General features: G+C 67.1%; 26 protein-coding genes and 1 pseudogene. 10 read left to right on the top strand and 17 right to left on the bottom strand.

Going from position 1 to position 25,002, the window contains the following annotated elements:
* Positions 1-79: 79 nt before the first annotated feature.
* Positions 80-1,015 carry a lipid A biosynthesis lauroyl acyltransferase gene (locus OCUBac02_RS01800; protein ID WP_173049250.1) on the top strand — a complete coding sequence of 312 codons (936 nt, stop codon included), beginning with the start codon at positions 80-82 and terminating at the stop codon, positions 1,013-1,015.
* A gap of 68 nt (positions 1,016-1,083) precedes the next feature.
* Entirely contained in the window at positions 1,084-1,851 is a 768-nt protein-coding gene (locus OCUBac02_RS01795) for a DUF1223 domain-containing protein (RefSeq protein ID WP_173043229.1), read from the top strand.
* Positions 1,852-1,865: 14 nt separating this feature from the next.
* On the opposite strand, the gene OCUBac02_RS01790 is transcribed toward OCUBac02_RS01795, so the two are convergent.
* From OCUBac02_RS01790 to OCUBac02_RS01780, 3 genes are all read right to left on the bottom strand, one after another.
* A complete protein-coding gene (locus OCUBac02_RS01790; RefSeq protein ID WP_173043228.1) occupies positions 1,866-2,471 on the bottom strand; it encodes a TPM domain-containing protein in 606 nt (201 codons plus the stop codon).
* Positions 2,471-3,238 (bottom strand): TPM domain-containing protein, encoded by a 768-nt coding sequence (locus tag OCUBac02_RS01785; protein ID WP_348521641.1) that lies wholly within the window; start codon positions 3,236-3,238, stop codon positions 2,471-2,473. Before OCUBac02_RS01785 ends, OCUBac02_RS01790 begins: the two co-directional genes overlap by 1 nt.
* A 91-nt stretch (positions 3,239-3,329) precedes the next feature.
* The gene (locus tag OCUBac02_RS01780) at positions 3,330-3,932 is read right to left on the bottom strand and encodes a LemA family protein (RefSeq protein ID WP_047572869.1); all 603 of its coding nucleotides are present in this window, start codon (positions 3,930-3,932) and stop codon (positions 3,330-3,332) included.
* A gap of 124 nt (positions 3,933-4,056) precedes the next feature.
* On the opposite strand from OCUBac02_RS01780, the gene ggt reads away from it, so the two are divergent.
* A complete protein-coding gene (ggt, locus tag OCUBac02_RS01775) occupies positions 4,057-5,793 on the top strand; it encodes a gamma-glutamyltransferase (protein WP_173043227.1) in 1,737 nt (578 codons plus the stop codon).
* 126 nt (positions 5,794-5,919) lie between these two features.
* Here the strand turns inward: ggt and OCUBac02_RS01770 are convergent, their stop codons facing one another.
* The 3 genes from OCUBac02_RS01770 to OCUBac02_RS01760 form a co-directional block, all read right to left on the bottom strand.
* Positions 5,920-6,399, bottom strand: coding sequence for a hypothetical protein (locus tag OCUBac02_RS01770; protein ID WP_173043226.1), 480 nt, complete (start codon positions 6,397-6,399; stop codon positions 5,920-5,922).
* A 3-nt stretch (positions 6,400-6,402) separates the two neighbouring features.
* Positions 6,403-7,629, bottom strand: a complete 1,227-nt coding sequence (gene rlmN, locus OCUBac02_RS01765; RefSeq protein ID WP_173043225.1) for a dual-specificity RNA methyltransferase RlmN — start codon at positions 7,627-7,629, stop codon at positions 6,403-6,405.
* 226 nt (positions 7,630-7,855) lie between these two features.
* Positions 7,856-8,455, bottom strand: a complete 600-nt coding sequence (locus OCUBac02_RS01760; protein WP_173043224.1) for a hypothetical protein — start codon at positions 8,453-8,455, stop codon at positions 7,856-7,858.
* A gap of 185 nt (positions 8,456-8,640) precedes the next feature.
* Here OCUBac02_RS01760 and OCUBac02_RS01755 point away from each other — a divergent pair, with 185 nt between their 5' ends.
* Positions 8,641-9,615, top strand: coding sequence for an NADPH:quinone oxidoreductase family protein (locus tag OCUBac02_RS01755; RefSeq protein WP_173043223.1), 975 nt, complete (start codon positions 8,641-8,643; stop codon positions 9,613-9,615).
* Between the two features lie 111 nt (positions 9,616-9,726).
* Here OCUBac02_RS01755 and OCUBac02_RS01750 read toward each other — a convergent pair whose 3' ends face one another.
* Positions 9,727-10,062 (bottom strand): YkvA family protein, encoded by a 336-nt coding sequence (locus OCUBac02_RS01750; protein WP_244639062.1) that lies wholly within the window; start codon positions 10,060-10,062, stop codon positions 9,727-9,729.
* A 218-nt stretch (positions 10,063-10,280) separates the two neighbouring features.
* Between OCUBac02_RS01750 and OCUBac02_RS01745 the strand changes: the two genes are divergently transcribed.
* Positions 10,281-11,066, top strand: coding sequence for an SDR family NAD(P)-dependent oxidoreductase (locus OCUBac02_RS01745; protein ID WP_173043221.1), 786 nt, complete (start codon positions 10,281-10,283; stop codon positions 11,064-11,066).
* A gap of 116 nt (positions 11,067-11,182) precedes the next feature.
* Here OCUBac02_RS01745 and OCUBac02_RS01740 read toward each other — a convergent pair.
* The 4 genes and pseudogenes from OCUBac02_RS01740 to ftsY all read right to left on the bottom strand — a co-directional run.
* Positions 11,183-11,884, bottom strand: a pseudogene (locus tag OCUBac02_RS01740) (RES family NAD+ phosphorylase); the annotation flags it as partial.
* Complete coding sequence (locus OCUBac02_RS01735) at positions 11,881-12,294, bottom strand: MbcA/ParS/Xre antitoxin family protein (protein ID WP_047580319.1); 414 nt, start codon at positions 12,292-12,294, stop codon at positions 11,881-11,883. The gene OCUBac02_RS01735 and the pseudogene OCUBac02_RS01740, both read right to left, overlap by 4 nt.
* A 200-nt stretch (positions 12,295-12,494) precedes the next feature.
* On the bottom strand, positions 12,495-13,118 hold the full coding sequence (locus OCUBac02_RS01730) for a septation protein A (RefSeq protein ID WP_173049246.1): 624 nt from the start codon (positions 13,116-13,118) through the stop codon (positions 12,495-12,497).
* Positions 13,119-13,126: 8 nt separating this feature from the next.
* The gene (gene ftsY / locus OCUBac02_RS01725) at positions 13,127-14,407 is read right to left on the bottom strand and encodes a signal recognition particle-docking protein FtsY (RefSeq protein WP_173043220.1); all 1,281 of its coding nucleotides are present in this window, start codon (positions 14,405-14,407) and stop codon (positions 13,127-13,129) included.
* A 70-nt stretch (positions 14,408-14,477) separates the two neighbouring features.
* On the opposite strand from ftsY, the gene OCUBac02_RS01720 reads away from it, so the two are divergent.
* Positions 14,478-15,227 carry an RluA family pseudouridine synthase gene (locus tag OCUBac02_RS01720; RefSeq protein ID WP_173043219.1) on the top strand — a complete coding sequence of 250 codons (750 nt, stop codon included), beginning with the start codon at positions 14,478-14,480 and terminating at the stop codon, positions 15,225-15,227.
* A 142-nt stretch (positions 15,228-15,369) separates the two neighbouring features.
* Here the strand turns inward: OCUBac02_RS01720 and OCUBac02_RS01715 are convergent, their stop codons facing one another.
* The 4 genes from OCUBac02_RS01715 to OCUBac02_RS01700 all read right to left on the bottom strand — a co-directional run bounded on the left by OCUBac02_RS01715 (position 15,370) and on the right by OCUBac02_RS01700 (position 18,203).
* Positions 15,370-15,666, bottom strand: coding sequence for a 4a-hydroxytetrahydrobiopterin dehydratase (locus OCUBac02_RS01715; protein WP_047580255.1), 297 nt, complete (start codon positions 15,664-15,666; stop codon positions 15,370-15,372).
* On the bottom strand, positions 15,663-16,235 hold the full coding sequence (gene thpR / locus OCUBac02_RS01710; RefSeq protein ID WP_173043218.1) for an RNA 2',3'-cyclic phosphodiesterase: 573 nt from the start codon (positions 16,233-16,235) through the stop codon (positions 15,663-15,665). Before thpR ends, OCUBac02_RS01715 begins: the two co-directional genes overlap by 4 nt.
* A 208-nt stretch (positions 16,236-16,443) precedes the next feature.
* A complete protein-coding gene (locus OCUBac02_RS01705) occupies positions 16,444-17,499 on the bottom strand; it encodes an NADP(H)-dependent aldo-keto reductase (RefSeq protein ID WP_173043217.1) in 1,056 nt (351 codons plus the stop codon).
* A gap of 95 nt (positions 17,500-17,594) precedes the next feature.
* Positions 17,595-18,203 carry an arylesterase gene (locus tag OCUBac02_RS01700; protein ID WP_197933302.1) on the bottom strand — a complete coding sequence of 203 codons (609 nt, stop codon included), beginning with the start codon at positions 18,201-18,203 and terminating at the stop codon, positions 17,595-17,597.
* Between the two features lie 180 nt (positions 18,204-18,383).
* Here OCUBac02_RS01700 and OCUBac02_RS01695 point away from each other — a divergent pair, with 180 nt between their 5' ends.
* From OCUBac02_RS01695 to OCUBac02_RS01680, 4 genes are all read left to right on the top strand, one after another.
* Entirely contained in the window at positions 18,384-19,085 is a 702-nt protein-coding gene (locus OCUBac02_RS01695) for an ABC transporter ATP-binding protein (RefSeq protein WP_173043215.1), read from the top strand.
* A 2-nt stretch (positions 19,086-19,087) separates the two neighbouring features.
* Positions 19,088-21,673: an ABC transporter permease gene (locus OCUBac02_RS01690; RefSeq protein WP_173043214.1), complete on the top strand. Its 2,586-nt coding sequence runs from the start codon at positions 19,088-19,090 to the stop codon at positions 21,671-21,673.
* Positions 21,674-21,891: 218 nt separating this feature from the next.
* The gene (locus OCUBac02_RS01685) at positions 21,892-22,674 is read left to right on the top strand and encodes a Bax inhibitor-1/YccA family protein (RefSeq protein WP_047580891.1); all 783 of its coding nucleotides are present in this window, start codon (positions 21,892-21,894) and stop codon (positions 22,672-22,674) included.
* Between the two features lie 107 nt (positions 22,675-22,781).
* Entirely contained in the window at positions 22,782-23,318 is a 537-nt protein-coding gene (locus OCUBac02_RS01680; protein WP_173043213.1) for a GNAT family N-acetyltransferase, read from the top strand.
* Positions 23,319-23,402: 84 nt separating this feature from the next.
* Here the strand turns inward: OCUBac02_RS01680 and OCUBac02_RS01675 are convergent, their stop codons facing one another.
* Entirely contained in the window at positions 23,403-23,771 is a 369-nt protein-coding gene (locus OCUBac02_RS01675) for a DUF2794 domain-containing protein (RefSeq protein ID WP_047580889.1), read from the bottom strand.
* Positions 23,772-24,312: 541 nt separating this feature from the next.
* The gene (locus tag OCUBac02_RS01670) at positions 24,313-24,861 is read right to left on the bottom strand and encodes a peroxidase-related enzyme (protein ID WP_173049244.1); all 549 of its coding nucleotides are present in this window, start codon (positions 24,859-24,861) and stop codon (positions 24,313-24,315) included.
* Positions 24,862-25,002 lie beyond the last annotated feature (141 nt).

Below are 25,002 nucleotides of genomic sequence, written 5' to 3'. Positions count from 1 at the left end.
GCTCTCGGCACGGGCGTTTCAGGTAGGACCGACCTTGAGACGATTGAAGGCTATCGCCGCGCGCGCCGGCGCCGCGGTGATGATCGGCGTGATCCGCACCCTGTTCGCGTTCCTGCGCATGCTCGGCCCCGAGCGTGCCAGCGATCTCGGCGGCTGGCTGCTGCGGACCGCAAGCCCGCTGATCCCGGTCAATCGCGTCGCGCTCGCCAATATCCGCGCCGCCTTCCCCGAGAAGGACGAGGCCGAGGTCAGGCGTATCGCACGCGGCGCCTGGGAGAATCTCGGCCGCGTCGCCGGCGAGTACGCCAATCTGAAGGCGCTCTTCGACTACGACTACCACAACCCCGACAAGCCCTCGCGCGTCGAGGTCAAGGGCATCGAGCATTTCATCGCGCTCAAGGACGACGACAAGCCCGGCCTGATCTTCTCGACCCATCTCGCCAACTGGGAACTGCCGGCGATCTGCGCGCAGACCTACGATCTCGAGACCACCGCGGTCTTCCGGGCCCCCAACGATCCCGCGATCGCCGCCGTCGTGCATGAGATCCGCTCCGGCGCGATGGGCGGTCTGGCCGCCGCGAAGCAAGGCGCGGCCTTCGCCATGCAGGGTGTGCTGGAAAATGGCGGCCATCTGGGCATGCTGATCGACCAGCATTTCACCCGTGGCGTCGTCGTGCCCTTCTTCGGCCGTCCGGCGCTGACCAATCCGATCATGGCCAAATTCGCCCGGCGCTTCGAATGCCCGGTCCATGGCGTGCGCGTCATCCGCCTGCCGAACCACCGCTTCCGGCTGGAGCTGACGCCGCCGCTCGACCTGCCGCGCGACGCCAATGGCGAGATCGACGTGCAGGGTGCGATGGCGATGATGACGGTCGTCGTCGAAGGCTGGGTGCGCGAATATCCCGAGCAATGGCTCTGGATGCATCGCCGCTGGCGGCCCAACATGATCTCCGCCGCGGCGCGCGAGGCTTTCGATCACGCCAGCGCGACCGTGCCCGTTTTCAAGGCAACGTGATTTCCCTCGCGAGTGAATTGCGGGCTTTGGTAACCTCCGGAAAAGAAGTCGTCCGCAGAGTCCCGATCATGTTCCCGCGCCCGCGCCATCTCGCAGCGACCATCGCCGTCTTTGCCCTCGGCATGGCGGCCGCACAGGCGCAGACGCCGGCGAAGGCGCCCAAGGCGGTGATCGAGCTCTTCACCAGCCAGGGCTGTTCATCCTGCCCGCCGGCCGATGCGCTCGTCGTCGAGCTCGCCAGGGACCCCGAGCTGATCGCGCTCACCCTGCCGGTGACCTATTGGGACTATCTCGGTTGGAAGGACACGCTCGGGAAGGATTCCTTCGCCCGGCGCCAGAAATTCTACGCCAAGGCCCGCGGCGACGGGCAGGTCTACACCCCGCAGGTCGTGATCAACGGCGCAGCCCATGCGATCGGCTCCGAGCGCGGCGAAATCGAGAAGGCGGTGAACCAGTTCGCGACGACCGGCTTCGCTGCTCGCATCGCCTTGAAGGAGGAGAACGGCGCTCTCCAGATCAGGGTCGCCCCGACCGGCGGCGAGGGCGACGTGACGGCCGGGATCTGGATCCTGCCGACCACGCATCAGGCGGCGGTACCGGTGACGCGCGGCGAGAACCAGGGCCGCACGCTCGCCTATGCCAATGTCGTGCGCGGCATGGTTCGCGTCGGCGACTGGACCGGCAAGGAAGCGACGGTCACCGCGCCGCTTTCGGCAACCCAGGCGCCGGAGGCCGACGGCTATGTCGTGATCGTCCAGGCCGAGCGCCCCGGCAAATACGGCCATGTGATGCCCGGAGCGATCCTCGCCGCCGCCAAGGGGATGGCGAAGCGCTGAGCCTGCGAGTCAGGTCAAAGCAGGATCACCTTGTTCGAGAGCTCGTCGACATCGCCGGGCACGGGCGGCACATGCTGCCCCAGCACGGTCCCGACCGAACCCACGGCGGCGATCAGACCTTCGGTCAGGCGGTCCTCCCGCGCAGCGGAGAGCAGCGGCTCGATGATGCCGCGCCAGGTATCCTTCTCGACCAGCCCGTCGATGCCGGTATCGGCAAGGATCTCGGCATAGCGCTCCTGCAGGGCAATATAGAGCAGCACGCCGGTGCGGCCCTTCGTCCGGGTCAGGCCGCGCGCCGTGAACTCCCGCAGCGCCACGTCATGCGCACGCCGGCGCTTGACGAATCCGGGTACGAAACGCCCGCCCCGGCCGTACCAGAGCAGGCTCGCCAGCAGGCCCGCCGCACAGATGAGCTGAATCAGGAAAATCCGCTGCGCGCTCATCACCGTCAGCCAGAGCAGCGGCCAGGGCACGAACAGCGCGAGCGTCAGCGCCATCATCACCGGGACGTTGCGATAGCTCGACGCCGCCCGATCGATCACCACGACGATCTCGCCGGCCGTCTGCAGTTCGGCCCGGCGCACGGCTTCCGCGATCGCATCCCTGTCGGCTGCATCCATCACCAGTCTCCCGAAGCCCCGCCGCCGCCGGAGGAGCCGCCGCCACCTGAAAACCCGCCGCCGCCCGAGCTCCAGCCTCCTCCACCGCCGCTCCAGCCCGAGCTGGAACCCGAACCGGTGCTCCAGCCCGTGCTCTGCGGCAGCGTCACCCATTGCCCGTTGCGCAGCCGGTGACGGCGCACGCCGCCCTGCCGGCTCAGGCCGCGCAGGAAGGCGACGACGAACAGGAAGATGAAGATCATCGCGATGACGACGGCGATGTCCTCGCCCAGCGTGCTCTCGTCCGAGCGCACCTCGGCGCGCCGCTGCCATTCCTCGGCATCGCCCGCGAGGATCGTCAGGATGGCGTCGACTCCGGCCTCGATCCCCCCGGCGAAATCGCCGGTCTTGAACTTGGGCGCGATCGCCGTGGTGATGATGACCTTGGAGAGCGCATCGGTGAGCGCGCCTTCCAGCCCATAGCCGACCTCGATGCGGACCTTGCGCTCCTTCGGCGCGACGATCAGCAGGGCGCCGTTGTTCTTCGCCTTCTGGCCGAGCTGCCAGTGCCGGAAGAGTCCGTTGGCGAAATCCTCGATCGTGACATCCTGCAGCGAGGGCACGGTCGCGACCACGACCTGATCGGAGGTCTTGTCCTCATGCGCCTTGAGCTTGTCCTTGAGCTTCTGCCGGATATCGGGCGCGAGCAGATTGGCGCCATCGACGACCCGCCCGGTCAATGTCGGATAGGTCGGCTCGGCGGCGAAGGCGGAGAACGCGCAAAACAAAAAGAGGAAGAATGCGGAAACGCAACGCAGAACCCCTCTCCCACCCGGGAGAGGGGTTCCCCGCGCCTCTTCCGGCAAGGTCGTCACAACCTCAGAACTTCACCGCCGGCGGCCGCTCGGCGCCAGCGGTCGCCGTGAAGGTCTCCATCGGCTTGGCGCCCCAGAACAGCTTCGCCCAGATCACGCCCGGGAAGGTGCGGATCTCGGTGTTGAAGGCCTGCACGGCCTGGATGTAGTCGCGCCGGGCCACCGCGACGCGGTTCTCGGTGCCTTCGAGCTGCGACTGCAGGGCGAGGAAGTTCTGGTTGGACTTGAGTTCGGGATAACGCTCGACCGTGACGAGCAGCCGCCCGAGCGCGCCGGTAAGCTGGTTCTGCGCGTCCTGGTATTCCTTGAACTTCGCGGGATCGTTGATCGTCGAGGCATCGACCTTGACCTGGCTCGCCTTGGCACGGGCTTCGACCACGGCCGTCAGCACTTCGCGCTCCTGCGCGGCATAGCCCTTCACCGTCTCGACCAGATTCGGAATCAGGTCGGCGCGGCGCTGATACTGGTTCTGCACCTCGGACCAGGCAGCCTTCGCCTTTTCCTCCAGCGTCGGCACGTTGTTGTAGCCGCAGCCGGCGAGCGCGATTCCGAGCATGCCGAGGACGAGCCAGGTCAGCGGCCGGCGAAGTTGGGTCGAAAACGACATGCCGAAAACCCCTTTTGGCAACGTCAGAACAAGCGATTCGGACTTTAGCCGCCAGCGCCCATCCATCCAAGCTGTCAGGCCGCGACGAATAGCCTATCCTGCGCTCCTCACCGGAGCTTCGCCCATGCGCCTGTCTCTCTTCCTGTCCCTGTCATCCGCCCTGTTGGCCACCCAGGTTGCCATCGCCCAGCCGCAAGCCCCCGCCCCGGAGGCCGCGACCGGGCGGGCCGCCAAGACGCTCGGAACGGCGCAGCGCTTCATGGTCGCCGCCGCCAATCCGCTGGCCGCGACGGCCGGGCGCGACATCCTGCGCGCCGGCGGCAGCGCCACCGACGCCGCCATCGCCATCCAGCTCGTGCTCAATCTGGTCGAACCCCAAAGCTCCGGCATCGGCGGCGGCGCCTTCTTCGTCCATTGGGACGAGGCCGGCCGCAAGGTGACGACGCTCGACGGCCGCGAGGTCGCACCGGCCGCCGCCAGGCCCGACCGCTTCATGAAGGACGGCAAGCCGATGCCCTTCCGCGAGGCCGTGATCGGCGGCCGCTCGGTCGGCGTGCCCGGCACGCTGAAGCTGCTGGAGGAGGCGCATCGCCGCTGGGGCAAGCTGCCCTGGGCGGATGTCGTCGCACCGGCGCTGAAGCTGGCGGAGGAGGGCTTCGCGATCTCGCCGCGCCTGAACGGCCTGCTCGCCGGAGAGAAGGACCTGCCGAAGAGCGCGCTGGCCGCCGCCTATTTCTACGAGCCGGACGGCAAGCCCAAGGCCGTTGGTACCGTCCTGAAGAACCCAGCCTTCGCAGCAACGCTGCGGGCTGTGGCAGCGCAGGGCTCGGAAGCCTTCTACAAGGGCGCGATAGCCGAGGACATCGTCACGACGGTTACCGGTCACCCGACCAATCCCGGCGACATCACCCTAGCCGATCTCGCCGCCTACAAGGTCGAGGAGCGCGAGGCGGTCTGCGGCGCTTATCGCATCTGGCGCCTTTGCGGCATGGGCCCGCCGAGTTCGGGCGCCGTCGCACTCCAGCAGATGCTCGGCATCCTCGAAGCTCAGGACCTGCGCCGCATGGGGCCGGGCGCCGAGGCCGCGCACTGGTTCACCGAGGCCGGCCGGCTCGCCTTTGCCGATCGCGCGCTCTATCTCGCCGATCCCGCCTTCATCAGCGTGCCCGTGCGCGGCCTGATCGACCGCGGCTATATTCGCTCGCGGGCCGGCCTCGTCAGCCCAGAGCGCTCGATGGGCCGCGCCAAGCCGGGCAACCCGCCGCATCGGCGCGCACAGCTCCTCGCCCCCTCCGACGGTATCGAGAACGGCACCAGCCATATCTCCGTTGTCGATGCGGACGGCAACGCCATCGCCATGACCACGACGATCGAGGATGGCTTCGGCTCGCGCCTGATGACGAAGGGCGGCTTCCTGCTCAACAACGAGCTGACCGATTTCAACTTCGCGCCGGAGGAGGACGGCAAGCCTGTCGCCAACCGCGTCGAGCCCGGCAAGCGCCCACGCTCCTCCATGACCCCGACGCTCGTCTTCGATGCCTTCGGCCGGCTTTATGGCGTGGTCGGCTCGCCCGGCGGCAGCCAGATCATCGGTTATGTCGCCAAGACGCTGGTCGCGCTGCTCGACTGGAAGATGGACCCGCAACAGGCGGTTGATTTCGGCAATTTCGGCAGCCGCAACGGCCCGACCGAGCTGGAGAAGGGCACCGAGGCCGAAGCCTGGAAGGCCGCGCTGGAAGCGAAGGGCCACGAGGTCCGCCTGCTGGAAATGACCTCGGGCACGCAGGCCATCGTCAAGACGCCGGAAGGCTATCTGGGCGGCGCAGACGGCCGGAGAGAGGGTGTGGCGATCGGGGATTGAGCGGCATGAAACGCCGTCATGCTCGGGCTTGGCCCGAGCATCTCATCTCGAAGGAGGTTCCACGTCTTTTCCTACCTGAGATTCTCGGGTCGGCGCTTCGCTTCGCCCGAGAATGACGCGTGAAGGTCAAGGCTGCGCCGGGCGCTCGCCGCCGGCGCGGCGCCCGGCGATCAGCCAGTAGACGAAGCCCGTCGCCGCGCCGACCAGGAAGAGGCCGGAGATGATCTGGAGCTCGGCCGGGCTCGGCGCGCGCGACAGCCGCAGCATCGCAAGCGGCAGCAGCGCGGCCAACAGACCGGTGAAACCGCTCTGAAGCAGGCCGCTGCGCAGGCGGAAGAGTTCGGAGCCGACCGCGACCAGCACCACCGGCGCCACGATGATCGCCATGCCGAGCCTGCCGATCAGGGCGAAGGCCGCCTGCGCGGCCGGTGCCGGATCGGCACCGCTCTCGGCGAGCCCGAACAGGATATCGATGAGGCGCTCGATGCCACCGCCGATCAGCATGGCCACGGCGGGCGAAGCGAAGCTCGCCATACCCAGAAAGAACACGCCCGCACCCATCGCGACGAGGCAGGCGAACGGGATCAGCAGAATCCAGCGCAGCAAGGCTTATTCCGCCGCAACCGCGGGAGCCGCAGCCTGAGCCTCGTCCAGCATCAGGCGGGCGCGAGCCGAAAGCTTTTCCGTCTCGCTCTTGAGCTGGCCGCAGGCGGCGAGGATGTCGCGCCCGCGCGGCGTGCGCACCGGCGAGGCATAGCCGGCGCGGAAGACGATCTCGGAGAAGCGCTCGATCCGGCCCCAGTCCGAGCACTCGTATTTGGTGCCGGGCCAGGGATTGAACGGGATCAGGTTGATCTTGGCCGGGATGCCCTTGAGCAGGCGCACCAGCTCGCGCGCCTCGGCATCGGAATCGTTCACGCCCTTGAGCATGACATACTCAAACGTGATCCGTTTCGCATTCGACAGGCCGGGATAGTTCCGGCAGGCCTCGAGCAGGTCCTTGATCGGATATTTCTTGTTGAGCGGCACCAGCTCGTTGCGCAGGTCGTCGCGCACCGCATGCAGCGAGATCGCCAGCATCGTGCCCATCTCGTCGCCGAGCGGGCCGATCTGCGGCACCACGCCCGAGGTCGAGACCGTAATGCGCCGGCGCCCGAGCGACAGGCCCTGATCGTCGGTGATCACGCCGATCGCGTCGCGCACGCCGTCGAAATTGTAGAGCGGCTCGCCCATGCCCATGAAGACGATGTTCGAGACGAAGCGCCCGCCGTCATTCGGCACGAAGGCGCCGTCCGGCGCCTTGCGGTTCGGGAAATCGCCGAGCCGGTCGCGCGCGACCATGAGCTGGGCGACGATCTCCTCGGTCTTGAGATTGCGCACCAGGCGCTGCGTGCCGGTATGGCAGAAGGTGCAGGTCAGCGTGCAGCCGACCTGGCTGGAGACGCAGAGCGTGCCGCGATCGACCTCGGGGATATAGACGCATTCGATCTCGGCGCCGCGATCATGCGGGCCGGTCGAGGGCATGCGCATCAGCCATTTGCGGGTGCCGTCGGTCGAGACCTGCTCGGCCGTGACGGTCGGCAGGTCGAGCGAGAAATGCGCGGCGAGCTGCCCGCGCAGCCCCTTGCCGATCGTCGTCATCGCGTCGAATTCGCGCACGCCGTAATGATAGATCCAGTTCCAGAGCTGGCCGACGCGCATGCGCCGTTCCTTTTCGGGCACGCCGATCTCGGCCAGCGCCTCGGTGAGGCCGGCGCGGGTGCGCCCGACCAGCGAGGGGCGTCGCAAAACGGGTTCGGCCGCCGGAGCGGCGGTAGCGGGAACGGATGCGGTCATCGGAGCTCAGCTTGGGCAGGCCGCTATCGGCCCGGATTTGCGCGCCTCATAGCACGAAAAGCCCATTTACGAAATCGGCGAAGCCAAGGCTGGCGAAGGCCCGCATGACCTCGCCGTCATGCTCGCCCTTGTGGCGAGCATCCACGTCTTGAACACGGCCTTCGACAAGCGGAGACGTGGATGGTCGGGACAAGCCCGACCATGACGCGGTGAGGGTCGTTCCGCCCTACTTGCAGGCGTCCTCGGCCCGCTTCACGATCTGGCTGATGCCGGCGAGCGAATATTTGTCGCTGGTCGGGTTGCCGCGCTTCGAGGTGCCCTTGACCTCAAGGCTGGAGCCGCGGCGCAGCGAATCGAGCATGCGCGGTTCCTCGGCTGGATTCTTCAGCCACATGTTCTTGCCCTTCGCGACTAGCGCGAAACGCTCGCTGCCGATGATCGCCTGATGCTCGACCCCTTCCTTGAGATCGAAATTCATCACGAAGCTGATCTCGTTGCGCACGCCTTCACCGGGACGGCTGGAGACGAAGAGCAGCCCGTCGACGTCCTTCAGGTTGGCCGGCATGCGCGTCTCCGCCTTGGACAGGGCGTAGCAGACCTTGGAGCGGCCCTGCTGCGACGAGAAGGCCTGCCATTTGCCGGCGCTCTCCAGCAGCATGGCCTGGCCCTGTCCGGAGCTCGCGGCAGCGGTCGCGGCTGGCTTAGGCTTGGCGGGCGCGGCCTCGGCCGGCAGCGTGGCCACGCCGAGGATGGCGGCGACGAAGCCGGGCGCGAGAGCAAGAGGGGAAGGAGCGGCGTCGCGGATGCGGAGGAACGAGCTGATCATGGACCGCCATCAGTCACTAAAAATCTTAATACCGCGTTTACCACCTGCTGATCAGGCGCGCTCACGCGGGACGGCGGCATAGAGTGTCACGATCCTGGCGAAAATGCGAATGGCGGCAGGGCGGTTCCGTGCCACCGCCGGCCATGCCACAGTTCGGAAGCGAACATGACGAAGGCAAATCGACGATGAAGGCCCTGCTTTGCGACCATTCCGGCTCGGCCGAGGACCTGACGATCCGCGACCTGCCCGATCCGCAGCCGGGACCCGGCGAGGTCGTCGTCGCGGTGAGGGCCGCCGCCCTCAATTTCTTCGACACGCTGATCATCCAGGGCCGCTACCAGACCAGACCCGCCTTCCCCTTCTCGCCCTCGGCCGAATGCGCCGGCACCATCGCCGCCATCGGCGAGGGCGTGTCGGGCTGGCAGATCGGCGAGCGCGTCGCGGCCTGGCTGGGCTATGGCGCGGCGCGCGAGAAGGTCGCGGTTTCCGCCGACCAGCTCATCCGCATTCCTGAGCGGCTCGACGATGCGCAGGCCGCCGGTCTTTTCGTCACCTATGGCACCGCGATGCACGGGCTGATCCAGCGTGCAGGCCTCAAGGCTGGCGAGACGCTCGCGGTCCTTGGCGCTTCCGGCGGCGCAGGACTTGCGGCCGTCGAGATCGGCGCCCTGCTCGGCGCCCATGTCATCGCCTGCGCCTCCTCGCCCGACAAGCTCGCGCTCGCCAGCGAGCACGGCGCGCAGGAGGAGATCGACTATGCCCGCAACGATATCCGCGCCGAACTGAAGAAACTCACCGAAGGCCGCGGCGTCGACGTGCTCTACGACACCGTCGGCGGCGAGCTCGCAGAACCTGCTTTGCGCTCGATGGCCTGGGAGGGGCGCTATCTCGTGGTCGGCTTCGCCGGCGGCGAAATCCCGAAGATCCCGCTCAACCTCTTGCTGCTGAAGGGTTGCGATTTGCGTGGCGTGTTCTGGGGCGATTTCGTGCGGCGCGATCCGGCCGGCCATCGCCGCAACATGGAACGCCTGCTGGACTGGGCGGCGGGCGGCCACATCCGCGCCCATGTCCATGCCACGATCCCGCTGGAGCGCTGGACCGAAGCCTATGCGCTGATCGCCAACCGCAAGGCCAAGGGTAAGATCGTGCTGACCCTGTAGATCGGCACCACGTCATTCTCGGGCGAAGCAAAGCTTCGACCCGAGAATCTCAGGACGACAAGGTGCTGGTTTCCGAGATGCTCGGGCTTGACCCGAGCATGACGCGCTGGATCAAAGCTCTGCCAGCGCCTTCTTCGCCCTCTCGCGATGCTCAACCGTGATCGAGCCCGCGACGGCCGCGATGGCCGCGGCGATCACCGCCGCATCGTCGGTGAAGCCGAGCAGCGGCATGATATCCGGCAGTGCATCGATCGGCAGCACGAAATAGCCGAGCGCGGCGAGCAGCGTCATCCGCACGCGCCTCGGCGTCGCCGGATCGCGCGCGCAGAACCACGCGGCCAGCAGGTCTTCCGCAAACGGAATACGCTTCGCGACGCGCTTGAGCCGGGCCATGAAATCTGCGCCGAACTTCGCTTCGTCGCGCAGGCTCTTGCGGATCGCCTCCATCTCCTCGCGGCTGAAGCTTGCGCTGAACCCCTCGCTCATCCCTGTCTTGCTCCTTGGCGTTCGATGACGCCCATGATCGCGCGCTTCCCATCGAAGTGCCATGTCGAAAGATGGCCCCGGCGCAATCCTGCACAAGAGGTCCTCAGCAAAACCCGCTTGGAGCCATGCGAAACGCCCTCTAAACCGGCTGTCAGAACAGGATTGACGGGAAACGCGCCATGAAACTCGATTCCTCCCTTGCCGCCATCGTCACCGGCGGCGCCTCCGGCCTCGGCGAGGCCACCGCGCGCATGCTGGCGGGCCAGGGCGTCAAAGTCGCGCTGCTCGATCTCAATGCCCAGCGCGGCGAAGCGATCGCCAGGGAAATCGGCGGCGTCTTCGCCCTCTGCGACGTCACCAACGAGGCTTCGGTCGATGAGGCGCTAGCCAAGGCGCGGGCCGCCCACGGTGTCGCCCGCATCATCGTCAACTGCGCCGGCATCGCGCCCGGCCGCCGGGTCGTCTCGAAGAAGCGCGACACCGGCGAGCTCGTCGCGCATGACCTCGCCACCTTCGAGAAGGCGGTCGCGATCAACCTGAACGGCACCTTCCGCATCATCGCCAAATCGGCGGTCGCCCTTGCCGGGCTCGCCCCCGTCACCGAGGATGGCGGCCGCGGCGTCATTATCTGCACCGCCTCGGTCGCCGCCGAGGACGGCCAGATCGGCCAGGCCGCCTATGCCGCCTCCAAGGCCGGCGTCGTCGGCATGACCCTGCCGATCGCGCGCGATCTCGCCGGCGTCGGCATCCGCATCGTCACGATCATGCCCGGCCTGTTCGAGACGCCGATGTTCGCCGGCCTCCCCGACGACGCCAAGGCCTCGCTCGCGGTCTCGGTGCCACATCCCTCGCGCCTCGGCCGCCCGGCGGAATATGCCGCGCTCGCCCGCGGCATCATCGAGAACGACATGCTGAACGGTACCGCGATCCGCCTGGACGGCGCGATCCGGCTGGCACCGAAATAGCATCGGCCATCGCCGTCATGCTCGGGCTTGACCCGAGCATCTCCTGCAAGAGATTCTCGGGTCTGCGCTTCGCTCCGCCCGAGAATGACGCGCGGTTGCCTTGTCAAACGATCCGGAAAAACCTCGCCGGCGCTGCGGTCCCGGTAGAGGTCCACGCGCTCGCCGTTCCAGTGATAGTCGAGATGCCGCCCCTGCACGGGATGGCTCGCACCATCGGGATAGAACAGACCGGCACATTCGCCGCCGGGGCAGCGCACGCTGGGATAGGCGATGCCGGCCGACCCTATCGCCCGCAAGCCGATGCCAAGCGCCTGGCTCGCGGCATAGTCCAAGGGGTCGAGCACCGGCACAGCTTCGGCCCCGAGCGGCCGGATGTCATGAAGCGCCGCATCGACCTCCAGCACGATTTCGCGGAATTGCGAGGTCCAGCCCGGCGGCTGGGCCGTCGCCAGCATGAAACGGGCATGGTGATGGATCGTCTCCAGCAGCGCCACCTCGAAGCGGTCGCCGACATAGAGCACGCCGAAGCTGCCATCGCTGAAGCGGCTCGGCCGGTCCGGGCTGACATGGGTGAAGGGCGCCATCAGCCAGCTCGCACCCGACCCGGAGACGCGCCGCTCCGCCGGCACGAGATCGAGATTGCCGATCGTCTCCATCAGGCGTGGATTGGTCTTCTGCTCGGCCGCGATCAGCAGCGGCCAGTCGGCGGGATCGGCGATATCCTCGAACAGGTCGATCGGCGGGAAGATGCTGCGGATGATCCTGACCGCCCCGCGCCATTCGATCTCCGTGACCGGCAGGCTCGCCGGATCGATCACCAGGCGCCCCGCTCTGCATCGAGCAGGCGCCGCACCCGCATCAGGTCGGTGAGTTCACCGCCAAGCATCACAGCCAGCGCCGATCTGCCGCCGAAATCGGCATTGGCCCGCTTGATCCAGTCATAGCCGCGCTGCGGCTCGGTGAAGATCAGGCGCAGCGCCTTGTGGATGCCCATCAGGTTCGAGAGCCGGGCCTTGCCGTCGCGCGAGATGCGCCCGATCTCGCCGGCTTTCCAGCGCCGGTAGCTCCTGACCGGCAGATCGATCAGCACCGCCGCTTCCTCGTCGGTGATCCGCCAGAGCCGGAACAGGTTGACCGCGGCGCGGAACATCGCGGCCGCCTCGTCATCCGTGATCGGATCGGGGACGAAATCGCGTTGGGCCGTCTCGATGCGCAGCAGGCCCGTCATGGCATTACTCTCCATTTGGCATAAAATGGAGGCAATCCTGCCAAATGGCAAGAGACCCTACAACACCGCCGTCATCCCGGACAAGCTGCGTGAGCGGCGCCGACCCGGGATCCACGCCTGAACCTCCATCGGAAACGCGCCGGAATGGATCCCGGGCCTGCGCTTCGCTCCGCCCGGGATGACGGCGGAGGTTTCCGAACTTACTCCTCCGTCTTCGCCGGCTTGATCTCGTGCTTCAGGATCAGGGGCGTCTGCGCCAGCGCGAAGACCATGGTCAGCGGCATTACGCCCCAGACCTTGAAGGCGACCCAGAAATCCTGGGTCTGCGTGCGCCAGACCACCTCATTGATCGCCGCCAGCACGAAGAAGAACAGGCCCCAGCGGAAGGTCAGCTTGCGCCAGCCCTCCTCGTCGAGTTGCAGCACCGTCTCCAGCACCAGCGAAAGCAGCGAACGCCCGAAGAACAATCCGCCCAGTAGCACCGAGCCGAACAGCGCGTTCACGATGGTCGGCTTGACCTTGATGAAGAAGGCGTCGTCCAGCGCCAGGGTCAGCCCGCCGAAGACGGTGACGACGATCGCGTTCACGATCGCCATGCGCGGCAGATAGCCGAGCAGCGCCCGCGACAACGCCAGCGCGATCAGCGAGGCCGCGATGAAGATGCCGGTCGCGACGAAGATGCGCCGGTCCTCGGCCACGCCGAACAGTCGGTCGCCATAGGAATTGGCGAAGAAGAAGATCGCCAGCGGCCCGAATTCCAGCGCGAGCTTGAGCAGCGGATTGACCGCCTTACCCTTCTGCGCCGCCTCGGCCGGTTGCTGCATCGTCTCGCTCACGCCGCCTCTCCCGAAACTGATTCCATGCCCGCCACGGCCCGCGCGAATTCGCGCGCCGAGAACGGCTCCAGATCCTCGACGCTCTCGCCGACGCCGATGAAATGCACGGGCAGGCCGAACTGCGCCGCCAGCGCCACCAGGATGCCGCCGCGCGCCGTGCCGTCGAGCTTGGTCATGACCAGCCCGGTCACGCCCGCCGTCTCGCGGAAGGCCTCGACCTGGCTGATCGCGTTCTGGCCGACGGTGGCGTCGAGCACGAGCAGGGCCGCATGCGGGGCGCTCGGGTCCTGCTTGCGGATGACGCGCACGACCTTGGCGAGCTCGTCCATCAGACCTTGCTTGTTCTGCAACCGGCCGGCGGTATCGATCAGCAGCACGTCGGTATTGTTTGCCTTGGCCTTCTGCAGCGCCTCGAAGGCGAGGCCCGCCGCATCGGCGCCCTGCTGGCCATGGACGACCTCGGCCCCGGTACGCTCGCCCCAGACCCGCAATTGCTCAATCGCCGCGGCACGGAAGGTATCACCGGCCGCGAGCATCACGGATTTGCCCTCGGCACGGAATTTCGCCGCGAGCTTGCCGATCGTCGTGGTCTTGCCGGAGCCATTGACCCCGACCATCAGCAGCACGAACGGCTTTTTCGTGGCGTCGATCGCCAGCGGCTGCGCCACCGGCACGAGGATCGTCTCGACCTCGCGCGCCAGGATCGCCTTCACCTCGGCCGGATCGATCTGCTTGTCGTAGCGCCCGTCGCCGACCGCCTTGGCGATCTTCGCCGAGGTCGCAAGACCGAGATCGGCCTGGATCAGGATGTCTTCGAGGTCCTCCAGCGTGCCGGCATCGAGCTTGCGCTTGGTAAAGAGGTCGGTGATCCCCGTCGTCAGCGCCGAGGACGTCCGCGACAGCCCCTCGGTCAATCGCCGCCACCAGCTCCGCTTCGGCTGCGGGGCAGGTACGGGAGCCGGTTCGGGAATCGCAACAGGCTCAGGCTGCGGCACGACAGCGACGACGGGTTCCGGCTCGGGCTCGACCGGAAGCACAGCTTCTTCGACGGGAGCGGGCGGCGCGGCAGGTTCTGCAGCCGGCGCTTCGACGGCAGCCGCTTCCGCCTCGGCAACCGGTTGAGGAGCAGTCTCTTCAACGTCCGGCTTCGGCTCTTCGACCGGCTCGACGGCCTGTTCGGTCACCGCCTCCGGCGTGGGCGCGGGCTTGGCCGGTTCCTCGTCGCGTCCGAACAGCCTCGAAAAGAAGCCGCGTTTCTTCGGTTCGGTCTCGCTCATCGTCGTCCTGTCTTCGGTTCGGCGGGCATCTTCGGTTGCACCGCCGGGCCGGGTTGGGTAGCGCAATGCCATGGCAGCGCCGGACCGACCAGAAAATTCGCAACCTTCGGGGCAGGGCGACGCCGAATTGCCGGTGCCGCTGCTCTATCGCGACGCCATGATGCTCGTCATCGACAAGCCCGCCGGCCTGCCTTCGCATCGCGGCCCCCAGGCCAGGCGCCGGATCATCCCCGTCCTCACCGATTATCTGGATGCGCTGCGCTTCGGCCTGCCGCGCAAGCCGGAAGCGGCGCATCGGCTCGACAAGGACACCTCCGGCTGCCTCGTGCTCGGGCGGCATCCCCGCGCCATGGCCGAGCTCAACCAGATGTTCCGCGACGGGCGCATCGACAAGACCTATTGGGCGATCGTGCAGGGCAGCCCTGCGCAGGACGAAGGATTGATCGACCTCCCCCTCGCCAAGCGCTCGCCCGAGCGCGGCTGGTGGATGAAGGTCGATCCGACCGGCCTGCCCTCGCAGACCCGCTATCGCGTGCTCGGCCGCGGCGAGAACGAGCACGGCCCGCTCTCCTGGCTGGCACTGGAGCCCCTGACCGGGCGGACGCATCAGTTGCGCGTCCATTGCCAGGCCTCCGGCTGGCCGATGCTCGGCGACGATATCTATGGCGATGCCCCGCGCGAGGGCGGCCCCGGCCTGCAGCTTCATGCCCGCGCGATCACGATTCCGCTCTACAGGAAGCGCGATCCGATCGCGGTCGAAGCGCCGCCGCCGCCGCATATGCTGGCGGGGCTGCGAACTTGCGGGTGGGATCAGGAGTGACAACCCCGCGCGGGTCATCCCAGGCGACCGCAGGGAGACCCGGGATCCATGCCTGAGCCTTGATCGGAAACGCTTCGGCATGGATCCCGGATCGGCGCGGCTTCGCCGCTTGTCCGGGATGACTTGCGGAGAGGTTAAGGGTTTATTGCCCCAGCGCGTCGATCGCTTTGGCCAGCCTGACGTCGAGCTCCGTCAGCCCGCCGGCGTCATGGGTCGCAAGCACGACATCCACGGTGCGATAGACGTTCGACCATTCCGGATGATGGTTCATCGCCTCGGCCAGCATCGCGACGCGCGCCATCCAGCCGAAGGCCTCGCTGAAATCGCGGAAGACGAAGCGTTTGGCGATGGCCTCGCGCCCCTGAGCCAGCTTCCAGCCGGTCAGCGTCGCCAGCGCTTCGGCCTGCGCTTCCGGAGAAAGCCGCTTCGGCCGGGTCACCGCCGCATCTCCCGCGGCAGGCGATTCGGATAGGAGGGGCCCAGCGGATAGGCAGCCTCCAGCACATAGGGCCCGCCGCCGATCGAATCGCGCGACGACATCAGCGCCACCCGGCGGGCGGTGAAGCTGAAGGGACGGACGATCGGGTGAAGGCTGAGGAAATGCGCCAGCTCGACCGGGGTCGTATCCCGCAACCTTGCCAGCGTGACATGCGGCACGAATTTACGCGCTTCCGCCGGCAGGCCGAGACGGCGCATCTGCCGTTCGAGATCGGCCTGGAGATCGGTCAGAGCCTTGCTCGGCTGCGCCCGCGCGAAGACGGCACGCGGCTTGTCGCCGCCGAAACTGCCGAGCGCATCGAGCGTGATCTCGAACGGATAGGCGGTGAGATCGGAAAGCATGTGGTCGACATCGTTCGCCATGCGGCGGTCGACATCGCCCAGGAAGCGCAGGGTGATGTGATAGTCGGCCGGCTCGATCCAGCGCGCACCCGACAACCCGCCGCGATGCAATGTCAGCCCGGTCGCGACCTCGGCGGGGATTTCCAGAGCGATGAACAGCCTCGGCATGAGCGAATCCCTGCCAAGCGATTGTGACTCTGGCGAGACGGTAGAGCAGGAAGCCGGCTCAGGGGAATTCTTTTTGCACGGATCGCGCTGGCTGCAGGCTCGTCATGCCCGGGCTTGACCAGGGGCATCCCGGAAAGGAAAGGCGCCTTCTGTCGGAAGAGATTCTCGGGTCGAAGCGTTGCTTCGCCCGAGAATGACCTGTGTCAGCTTACGGGCAGGGATTGCCGACGAGCTGATGGATCGCGTCGATTCCGGCCAGAACCTCGGGCGAAAGCTTCACGTCGATCGAGGCGATATCGGTCTTGAGCTGCTCCATTGAGGTCGCGCCGATGATGTTGGCGGTGACGAAGGAACGGCTGTTGACGAAGGCGAGCGCCATCTGCGCCGGATCGAGCCCTGATTCGCGGGCCAGCGCGATATAGCGCTTGATCGCCTCCTCTGCTCCAGCCGTCTCGTAGCGCTGGCCACGGTCGAACAGCGTCGTGCGCGCGCCTGCCGGGCGGGCGCCGCCGAGATACTTGCCGGTGAGATAGCCCTGCGCCAGCGGCGAATAGGCGAGCAGGCCGACATCCTCGTGAATGGCGACCTCGGCCAGAGCCGTCTCGAAGGTGCGGTTGAGCAGGCTGTAGGCGTTCTGGATCGACTGCACGCGCGGCGTGCCGCGCGCTTCCGAATCGGTGACGAAGCGCATCGTGCCCCAGGCGCTCTCGTTGGAGAGGCCGAGATGGCGGATCTTGCCGGCCTTGACCAGCTCCGCGAAGGCGTCGAGCTGTTCGGCGATCGGGGTCTGGTCGGGCGCCGGGGTATAGGCTTCCCTGGAGAAGCGCGTGGGATTCGAGCCCCAGGGCATCGGCCGCTCGGGGAAATGCAGTTGGTAGAGGTCGATATAGTCCGTCTGGAGCCGCTGCAGGCTCTTGTCGACCGCCTCGAAGACCTGTTTGCGCGTCACCCGCGTCGGGCTCTTGTCGTCGCGGAACCAGGTGTTGCCGCCGCGCCCGCAGACCTTCGACGCCAGGATGACCTTGTCGCGGTTGCCGCGCGCCTTGAACCAGCTGCCGATGATCCGCTCTGTCGCCCCTTGCGTCTCCGGCTTCGGCGGGATGGCGTAAAGTTCAGCGGTGTCGAAGAAATTGATGCCCTGCTCGACGGCATAATCCATCTGGGCATGGCCTTCGGCCTCCGTGTTCTGCTCTCCCCAGGTCATGGTTCCCAGGCAGATCACCGAGACCTTGAGATCGGTGCGTCCGAGGCGGCGGTATTCCATGGCGAAGCAACTCCGGAAGCAGGGGCCGGCAGGCGGCGATGCAAGAATCGGGGATACGCGCGCGGAGAACCCGCAGGCGGATCGGGGCTTGGGAATCAGGACCTGGGCGGCAAGGTGGCGATGAAGCGCTCGACCGTCGGCAGGATGGTCCGGACGATGACGGCGACGCCATCGGCTGTGGGATGAAGCCCATCCGCCTGGTTCAGGGCGCGGTCGCCCGCGATGCCTTCCAGGAAGAAAGGGTAAAGCACCAGCCCGTGCTTCTTCGCAAGCTCGGGATAGATCGCATCGAAGCGTTTCGCATAATCCTCACCGAGATTGCGCGGCGCATACATGCCCGCGAGCAGCACCGGAATCTTCCGCTCGGTCAGGCGCGCGACGATGGCTTCGAGGTTCTTCCGGGTCAGGGCCGGATCGACCCCGCGCAGGGCATCGTTGGCACCGAGCTCGAGGATGACCCCGTCCGTCCCCTCCGGCACCGACCAGTCGAGCCGTTCAAGCCCGCCCTGCGTCGTGTCGCCGGAGACGCCGGCGTTCACGATTTCGACAGCGAGGCCCTTCTGGCGCAGGGCCTGCTCCAGGACGGTCGGGAAGGCGGCGCTGCCCGGCAGGTTGTAGCCCGCCGTCAGTGAATCGCCGAAGGCGACGAGCTTCAGCGAACGCCCCGCCCGCGAATCGGAGGGAGGAGTCTGGGCGCCGGTCATGTCGGAGGATCCGATGAAAAGCAGCAGGAAGGCGACGAAAAACGTCGCAGCCGATTGGATAAGCGCGATACGGCGCCCATATGGCCGCAAGCCGCGCAGCACGGTGGTTCCGCTCCGCTCGCAGCGCGATACGGTGCGAGCGGGGTTGGCGATGGAAGCATAAGTCGGGATCATGGCGTGATGAGCGAGAAGGCCGCTTCGGCAATCGAGTTGCAGGATGTGCACCTGAGTTTGGGGCGTGGCGCCGCCCGCGTCCATATCCTCAAAGGCGTCTCGGTGTCGCTGGCCGATGGCGAGGCGACCGGGCTCGTCGGCCCCTCCGGCTCCGGCAAGTCGACCCTGCTGATGACCATGGCCGGGCTGGAGCGCCCCGATTCGGGCCTCGTCAAGGTCGCCGGCCAGGATCTCGGCGCCCTCGACGAGGACGGTCTCGCGGTCTTCCGCGGCCGGCATATCGGCATCGTCTTCCAGTCCTTCCATCTCGTCCCCACCATGACGGCACGCGAGAACGTGGCGCTGCCGCTGGAGCTCGCCGGCCATCCCGACGCCTTCGTCCGCGCCGAGGCGGAACTGCGCAATGTCGGCTTGAGCCACCGCATGGACCATTACCCGGCCCAGCTCTCCGGCGGCGAGCAGCAGCGTGTCGCCATCGCGCGCGCCGTCGCGGCGGACCCGGCGATCCTCGTCGCCGACGAACCCACCGGCAATCTCGACGAATCGACCGGTCGCGCCATCGTCGACCTGATCTTCGCCCTCAAGCGCGAGCGCGGCGCGACGCTGGTCCTCGTCACCCACGACCTCTCGCTTGCCGCGCTCTGCGAGCGCACCGTCCGCCTGCGCTCCGGCGTGATCGAGGCCGAGCCCGAGACGGCGGTCGCCTGACGATGCACGCACCCGTCAAGCCGTCCCAAAGCCCGGCCCATCGCGCCCCCGGCATCGGTCTCATCCTGCGTCTCGCGATCCGCGACCTGCGCGCCGGCCTGCGCGGCTTCGGCATCTTCATCGCCTGCCTCGCTCTGGGCGTCATGACCATCGCCGCCGTCGCCTCCGCCTCGCGCGGCCTGACCGAGGGCCTCGCCCGCGAAGGACGCCGCATCCTCGGCGGCGACGCCGCCTTCAGCCTGATCCATCGTGAGGCGACAGCCTCCCAACTCGCCTTCCTGACCGCGCGCGGCACCGTCTCCAGCATCGCGACCATGCGCGGCATGGCCAATGCCGGCGAGAAAGGCGCGGCCCTGGTCGAGATCAAGGCGGTCGACGCGGCCTATCCGAGCATCGGCACGGTCGAGACCGACCCGCAGGCGCCGTTGCCCGGCCTGCTCGACCAGCGCGACGGAGCCTATGGTGCCGTCGCAGACCCCGTCCTGTTCGGTCGGCTCGACCTCAAGCCCGGCGACACCGTCACGGTCGGCGGCGCAAAAATCCAGCTCCGCGCCAATCTCCTCTCCGAGCCCGACAAGATCGCGGCCGGCGTCGGCTTCGGCCCGCGCCTCCTGATGTCGCAGGAGGCGCTGAAGGCGACCGGCCTGATCCAGCCCGGCAGCCTGATTCGCTGGACCTATCGCCTCCAGCTCCCGCCGGCCGCGACGACAGATGCCGATCTCGAGAAGCTCATCGCCGATGCCGGCGCGCAGCAGCGCGATGCCGGCTGGGAAATCCGCTCCCGTGCCAATGCCGCGCCGAGCTTCCAGCGCAATCTCGAACGCTTTACCCAGTTCCTGACGCTGGTCGGCCTCACCGCGCTGCTGGTCGGCGGCGTCGGCGTCGCGAATGCGGTCCGCCGTTTCGTCGAGGCCAAGAAGCTCGATTTCGCCACGATGAAGGCGGTCGGCGCCACCGGCGGTCGCGTCGTCGCGATCCACCTCACCGAGGTCATGCTCGTCGCCGCGATCGGCACCGCAATCGGCCTCGTGCTCGGCGCCGCCGCACCTTTCGGCCTCGGCGCGGTCGTCCAGAGCATCCTGCCGGTGCCGTTCGAGCCGACCTTGGCGCCAGGCGAGCTCGCCATCGCCGCGCTCTATGGCCTGCTGACCGCGCTCGTCTTCGCGATCATCCCGCTCGGGCGCGCCCATGACATCCCGGTCTCCGCCCTGTTCCGCGACAGGGTCGAGCCCGATCCGCGCCGCCCGCGCGCGATCTATCTCGTGCTCTGCGCGCTGGCGCTCGCGGGTCTCGCCGGCGTCGCCATCGGCTTCGCCTATGATCGCCGGATCGCGCTGATCTATATCGGCGTGATGTTCGGCGTCTTCCTGCTGCTGCGCGCCGTCTCGCTCGGCCTGATGGCGCTGGCACGGCGAATCCCGCGCCCGCGCCGCCCGGCTTTGCGCATGGCACTCGCCAACAGCCACCGGCCGGGCGCGCTGACGCCGGCGCTGGTGCTCTCGCTCGGCCTCGGCGTCGCGCTGCTCTCGGCGCTCTCCTTCATTGATGTCAGCCTGACCCGGCAGCTCACCGGCGCCCTGCCCGACAAGGCGCCGAGCTTCTTTTTCCTCGATGTACCCAGCCGCGATTCCGAGCGCTTCGACGCTTTCCTCGCAGCCGAGCGGCCGGGCGCGAAGACCGAGCGCGTGCCGATGATGCGCGGCCGCATCGTCTCGGTGAACGAGACCCGCGCCGAGGACATCAAGGCGAGCGAGCAATCCGCCTGGGTGCTCGACGGCGACCGCGGCATCACCTATGCCGCGACGCTGCCGGAAGGCTCGCGCGTCGCGGCCGGCGAGTGGTGGCCGGCCGATTATCGCGGCGAGCCGCTCGTCTCCTTCGACGCGCAGAATGCCGCCGGCATCGGCCTGAAGATCGGCGACCGACTCACCGTCAACGTGCTCGGCCGCAGCATCACCGCCCGCGTCGCCAATCTGCGCACGGTCGACTGGCGCTCCTTCGGCATCAATTTCGTCATGGTGTTCTCGCCCAACACTTTCGCCGGCGCACCGCACACCAACCTCGCCACCGTCGCATCGAGCCCGGACGGCAAGGGCGCGACCGATGCCGCCCTGATGCGCCGGCTCGCGCTCGACTTCCCGGCGGTGACGGCGGTGCGGGTCAAGGACGCGCTCGAAGCGGTGAATACCATCGTCGCCCAGCTCGCCATGGCGATCCGCGGCGCCTCGGGCCTCGCCATCGCCGCCAGCCTCCTCGTGCTCGGCGGCGCGCTCGCCGCCGGCCAGCGGGCGCGGCTCTATGACGCGATGATCCTGAAAACGCTCGGCGCCACGCGCCGCTTCATACTTTCGTCGTACGCCCTTGAATACGCCGCCATCGGCCTCGTCGCGGCCATCTTCGGCGTTCTCGCGGGTACAGCGGCGGGCTGGGGCATCGTCACGCAAGTGATGCGCATCGAGTTCGTCAGTGATCCCACCGGGGCTATACTGGCTGCGACTGCCGCCGTCGGGGTTACCGTCCTGTTCGGGCTCGTCGGTACGATAAAAATACTGACGAAAGCGCCGGCTTCTCATCTCAGGAATTTATGATGACTGTCTGAGAACGACTCTCGATAGACATTACAATCCTGTAATTCTGCCTGTGTGCGGCGCCGAACTTCTATGCCGGGCCCGGCCTTAACCATGGCGGGCTCTTGTAAGAACCGGCAAAGCCGCCCATATTCCGGTCATCGCGACTTTTCGTGCGCGAGGACGGCTGGCGCCTGCGCCCTCCGTCGTCCGAAACCACGTCAGGGGAAACTCTCTTAATGAGCAACTTCGACCGCAATGCTCCAGTCTGGGGTGCCGGCCGCGCACAGCAGACCAGCGCCGTCGAGATGGATCAGGGCCTGCGCTCGTTCATGCTCGGCGTCTACAACAACATGGTGATCGGCCTTGCGATCTCGGCGCTGTTCGCGCTGGGCATCAACAAGATGGCCGTGACCGATCAGGCCAACGCCGTCGCCAGGATCGGCAACACCTATCTCACCTCCTTCGGCCAGCTTCTCTATGGCACGCCGTTGATGTGGGTGGTCGCGCTGGCGCCGCTGGCCTTCATCTTCTTCTTCTCGTTCCGCGCCGACAGGATGTCGGCCTCGTCCGCCCGGACGATGTTCTTCGCCTTCGCGGCGGTGATGGGCGTCTCGCTCTCGACGATCCTGATCCGCTACACCGGCGCGTCGGTGGTGCAGGTCTTCTTCATCACCGCGGCGGCTTTCGGTGGCCTCAGCCTCTACGGCTACACCACCTCGAAGTCGCTCTCCGGCATGGGCTCGTTCCTGGTCATGGGCCTGATCGGCCTGATCCTGGCCTCGATCGTGAACATCTTCCTGGCCTCGGGCGCTCTGGGCTTCGTCATCTCGCTGGTCGGCGTCGGCATCTTCGCCGGCCTGACCGCCTGGGACACCCAGCGCCTGAAGGAGATGTATCTCTACTCCGAGCTCGGCCCGGAGGAAGCTGCGAAGCTCTCGGTGAACGGTGCGCTATCGCTCTACCTGAACTTCATCAACATGTTCCAGTTCCTGCTCTCGCTGATCGGCAACCGCGAGTGAGAACGACAGGCTCCTGAACGGGAGTGCAGCAGCCCCGGCCCCACGGCCGGGGTTTTTCTTTGGGCCGGGCCTTCCCTTCTGGCATGCTGATTGCTCATGCTTTGGGCATGACGACGCCTTCGATCCGCCCGGGCCATCCCGCCGACATCCCCGCCATCGCCGCGATCTATGCCCATGCGGTCCTGCACGGCACCGCCTCCTGGGAGCTGGAGCCACCGGGCGAGGCAGAGATGCAGCGACGCTTCGAGGCGATCCTGGCCGGCGGCTATCCCTATCTCGTCGCGGAGCGGGACGGCGACATCCTCGGTTATGCCTATGCCGGCGCCTATCGGCCACGCCCGGCCTATCGCACCACCGTCGAGAACTCGATCTATCTCGCGCCGACGGCGCAGGGACTGGGCATCGGCGGCCTGCTGCTCGACGCCCTGATGCAGGCCTGCGCCGCGCGCGGCTTCCGCCAGATGATCTCGGTGATCGGCGACGGAACCGGTGCCTCGGTCGGCTCGCGCCGCCTGCATGAGCGCGCCGGCTTCCGCCTGATCGGGGTCGCCGAGAAAGTCGGATTCAAGCACGGCCGCTGGCTCGACCAGATGCTGATGCAGAAGGAACTGGGCGAGGGGGATCGCTCACCGCCGGGCCTTTGACCAATCGAGAGTGAGCATCCTTCGAGACGCGCCTTCGGCGCTCCTCGGGATGAGGGCTCGAACACCTATCCGGTTCGTGACGCCTCAGCTCACGACGCTGAGCTTGTTGTCGAGCACCTTGAGCACGCGCGAGAGTTCCGAGCCGCGCTTCAGGATCAAACCCGTCGCCGCCACGACCGAATAGGCCCCCTGCCGTCGCGCCAATGCCGGATCCTTGACGATCCGGTAGAGCGGCATTTCCGACGAGCGCCGGAATACCGAGAACTGCGCCTTGTCCTTCAGGAAATCGATGGCGTAGTCACGCCACTCGCCGGCTGCGACCATCCGGCCATAGAGATTGAGCAATTCGCTGAGTTCGCGGCGGTCGAAGGTCACGGTGGTCGGCCGCGCCGGCGCCGGAAAGTTCACGACCGCGCTCGCGGCCTGCGGTTGTGGCGTATCGCTCTCGCTCATGGCGCCTCCCTGGTCGGGGCCTCACCGGACATGTGCGAATGATGCGCCCAGCATTCTTGGCTGGCAAGGGACCAGCGGAAGATCGAGCGCCGGCCCGGCCTTGTCGACGAATGCCCCATTTTCGCCGCGAGCGCGCCAAGCGAGCGCCAAGTTGCGACGTTCAACTCTCCCCGTTGCCTCGACGGCCCGGTTTCGCTGATCGCCGGTTTGTCAGCCCCCCAGCCCCCCGGAGTTCGGGCGGAGCCGGGCCACCTAGTCGAGGCCAACTAGCGGCTGGCATTGCGCCGGCCGTTTTTCTTTTTCGGGCTTCCGGCACCATCGCTGTCTTTCCGGGGCTTCGCGGAGCGAAGAACCCGGAACCCATGAGCACGACATTCCCGTCATGGTCGGGCTTGTCCCGACCATCCACGTCTTCGCTAGGCAAAGGTCGTGTTTAACACGCGGATGCTCGCCACAAGGGCGAGCATGGCGGGACTGGAATAAGCTGTGCTCTTGGGTTCGCGCCTGCGGCGCGCGCCGGAATGACAAACCTGGGTGCGCCCTACCGCGCCTGCCCGTGATACTCGGCGTTGGGCCGCATATCGACCGCCGAGGCCATCCGGTTCGACATGTTGTAGAAGGACGCGACGGCGCCGATATCCCAGATGTCGCGCTCGCCGAAGCCCGCCTTACGCAACGCTTCGCGGTCCTCCTCGCCGATCAGATGCGGCGTCTCCGTCAGCTTCACCGAGAAATCGAGCATGGCGCGGTGCCGTGCCGAGAGGTCCGCCACCCGATAATTCATCACCATCAGCTCGCCCAGCACCGGATCGCCGGAGAACTGGCGCACGGCCGCGCCATGGGCGGTGAGACAGTAATAGCAGCGGTTCACGCTGGAGACCGCGACCGCGATCATCTCCCGCTCCAGCTTCGACAGGCCCGACGGCGCCAGCATCAGGTCGTTGTAGAAGGCGGCGAAGGCCGTGAGCTTGGCGTCGTCATGCGCGTAGGAGGTCAACACGTTCGGCACGAAGCCGAGCTTTTCCTGGCATTTCGCGAAATAAGTCTGGTTTTCGGCCGAGAGCGTGCCTGGCTTCAGGTCCAGCGCCATGACGGCCGGTGGCGAATCCTGCCTTGCCGGCTCTTCTCCCACCTTGGGTTTGTCATGCTTTGTTGCCATGGTGTGTCCTGTCGGATCGGGGGGAGCGTCGGTTTGCCGCTTTTTCAGGCACGGCAAGTTGAAAGCCTACGC

This window comes from Bosea sp. ANAM02 (assembly GCF_011764485.1).
GTDB lineage: Bacteria > Pseudomonadota > Alphaproteobacteria > Rhizobiales > Beijerinckiaceae > Allobosea.
The sequence above is the reverse complement of the archived record's forward strand: the minus strand, read 5'-3'. Positions and strand labels throughout refer to the sequence as shown.

What these genes read in the sequence shown, in the direction of transcription:
- OCUBac02_RS01685 (WP_047580891.1), top strand. Translation starts at nt 21,892, where the DNA reads ATGAGCAACTTCGACCGCAATGCTCCAGTCTGGGGTGCCGGCCGCGCA.
- OCUBac02_RS01790 (WP_173043228.1), bottom strand. Translation starts at nt 2,471, where the DNA reads ATGGATGCAGCCGACAGGGATGCGATCGCGGAAGCCGTGCGCCGGGCC.
- OCUBac02_RS01700 (WP_197933302.1), bottom strand. Translation starts at nt 18,203, where the DNA reads ATGACCGGCGCCCAGACTCCTCCCTCCGATTCGCGGGCGGGGCGTTCG.
- rlmN (WP_173043225.1), bottom strand. Translation starts at nt 7,629, where the DNA reads ATGACCGCATCCGTTCCCGCTACCGCCGCTCCGGCGGCCGAACCCGTT.
- ggt (WP_173043227.1), top strand. Translation starts at nt 4,057, where the DNA reads ATGCGCCTGTCTCTCTTCCTGTCCCTGTCATCCGCCCTGTTGGCCACC.
- OCUBac02_RS01735 (WP_047580319.1), bottom strand. Translation starts at nt 12,294, where the DNA reads ATGACGGGCCTGCTGCGCATCGAGACGGCCCAACGCGATTTCGTCCCC.
- OCUBac02_RS01705 (WP_173043217.1), bottom strand. Translation starts at nt 17,499, where the DNA reads ATGGAATACCGCCGCCTCGGACGCACCGATCTCAAGGTCTCGGTGATC.
- OCUBac02_RS01670 (WP_173049244.1), bottom strand. Translation starts at nt 24,861, where the DNA reads ATGGCGCTGGACCTGAAGCCAGGCACGCTCTCGGCCGAAAACCAGACT.
- OCUBac02_RS01695 (WP_173043215.1), top strand. Translation starts at nt 18,384, where the DNA reads ATGAGCGAGAAGGCCGCTTCGGCAATCGAGTTGCAGGATGTGCACCTG.
- thpR (WP_173043218.1), bottom strand. Translation starts at nt 16,235, where the DNA reads ATGCCGAGGCTGTTCATCGCTCTGGAAATCCCCGCCGAGGTCGCGACC.
- OCUBac02_RS01795 (WP_173043229.1), top strand. Translation starts at nt 1,084, where the DNA reads ATGTTCCCGCGCCCGCGCCATCTCGCAGCGACCATCGCCGTCTTTGCC.
- OCUBac02_RS01780 (WP_047572869.1), bottom strand. Translation starts at nt 3,932, where the DNA reads ATGTCGTTTTCGACCCAACTTCGCCGGCCGCTGACCTGGCTCGTCCTC.
- OCUBac02_RS01745 (WP_173043221.1), top strand. Translation starts at nt 10,281, where the DNA reads ATGAAACTCGATTCCTCCCTTGCCGCCATCGTCACCGGCGGCGCCTCC.
- OCUBac02_RS01800 (WP_173049250.1), top strand. Translation starts at nt 80, where the DNA reads ATGATCGGCGTGATCCGCACCCTGTTCGCGTTCCTGCGCATGCTCGGC.
- OCUBac02_RS01690 (WP_173043214.1), top strand. Translation starts at nt 19,088, where the DNA reads ATGCACGCACCCGTCAAGCCGTCCCAAAGCCCGGCCCATCGCGCCCCC.
- OCUBac02_RS01675 (WP_047580889.1), bottom strand. Translation starts at nt 23,771, where the DNA reads ATGAGCGAGAGCGATACGCCACAACCGCAGGCCGCGAGCGCGGTCGTG.
- OCUBac02_RS01750 (WP_244639062.1), bottom strand. Translation starts at nt 10,062, where the DNA reads ATGGAGGCGATCCGCAAGAGCCTGCGCGACGAAGCGAAGTTCGGCGCA.
- ftsY (WP_173043220.1), bottom strand. Translation starts at nt 14,407, where the DNA reads ATGAGCGAGACCGAACCGAAGAAACGCGGCTTCTTTTCGAGGCTGTTC.
- OCUBac02_RS01755 (WP_173043223.1), top strand. Translation starts at nt 8,641, where the DNA reads ATGAAGGCCCTGCTTTGCGACCATTCCGGCTCGGCCGAGGACCTGACG.
- OCUBac02_RS01760 (WP_173043224.1), bottom strand. Translation starts at nt 8,455, where the DNA reads ATGATCAGCTCGTTCCTCCGCATCCGCGACGCCGCTCCTTCCCCTCTT.
- OCUBac02_RS01720 (WP_173043219.1), top strand. Translation starts at nt 14,478, where the DNA reads ATGGCAGCGCCGGACCGACCAGAAAATTCGCAACCTTCGGGGCAGGGC.
- OCUBac02_RS01680 (WP_173043213.1), top strand. Translation starts at nt 22,782, where the DNA reads ATGACGACGCCTTCGATCCGCCCGGGCCATCCCGCCGACATCCCCGCC.
- OCUBac02_RS01730 (WP_173049246.1), bottom strand. Translation starts at nt 13,118, where the DNA reads ATGCAGCAACCGGCCGAGGCGGCGCAGAAGGGTAAGGCGGTCAATCCG.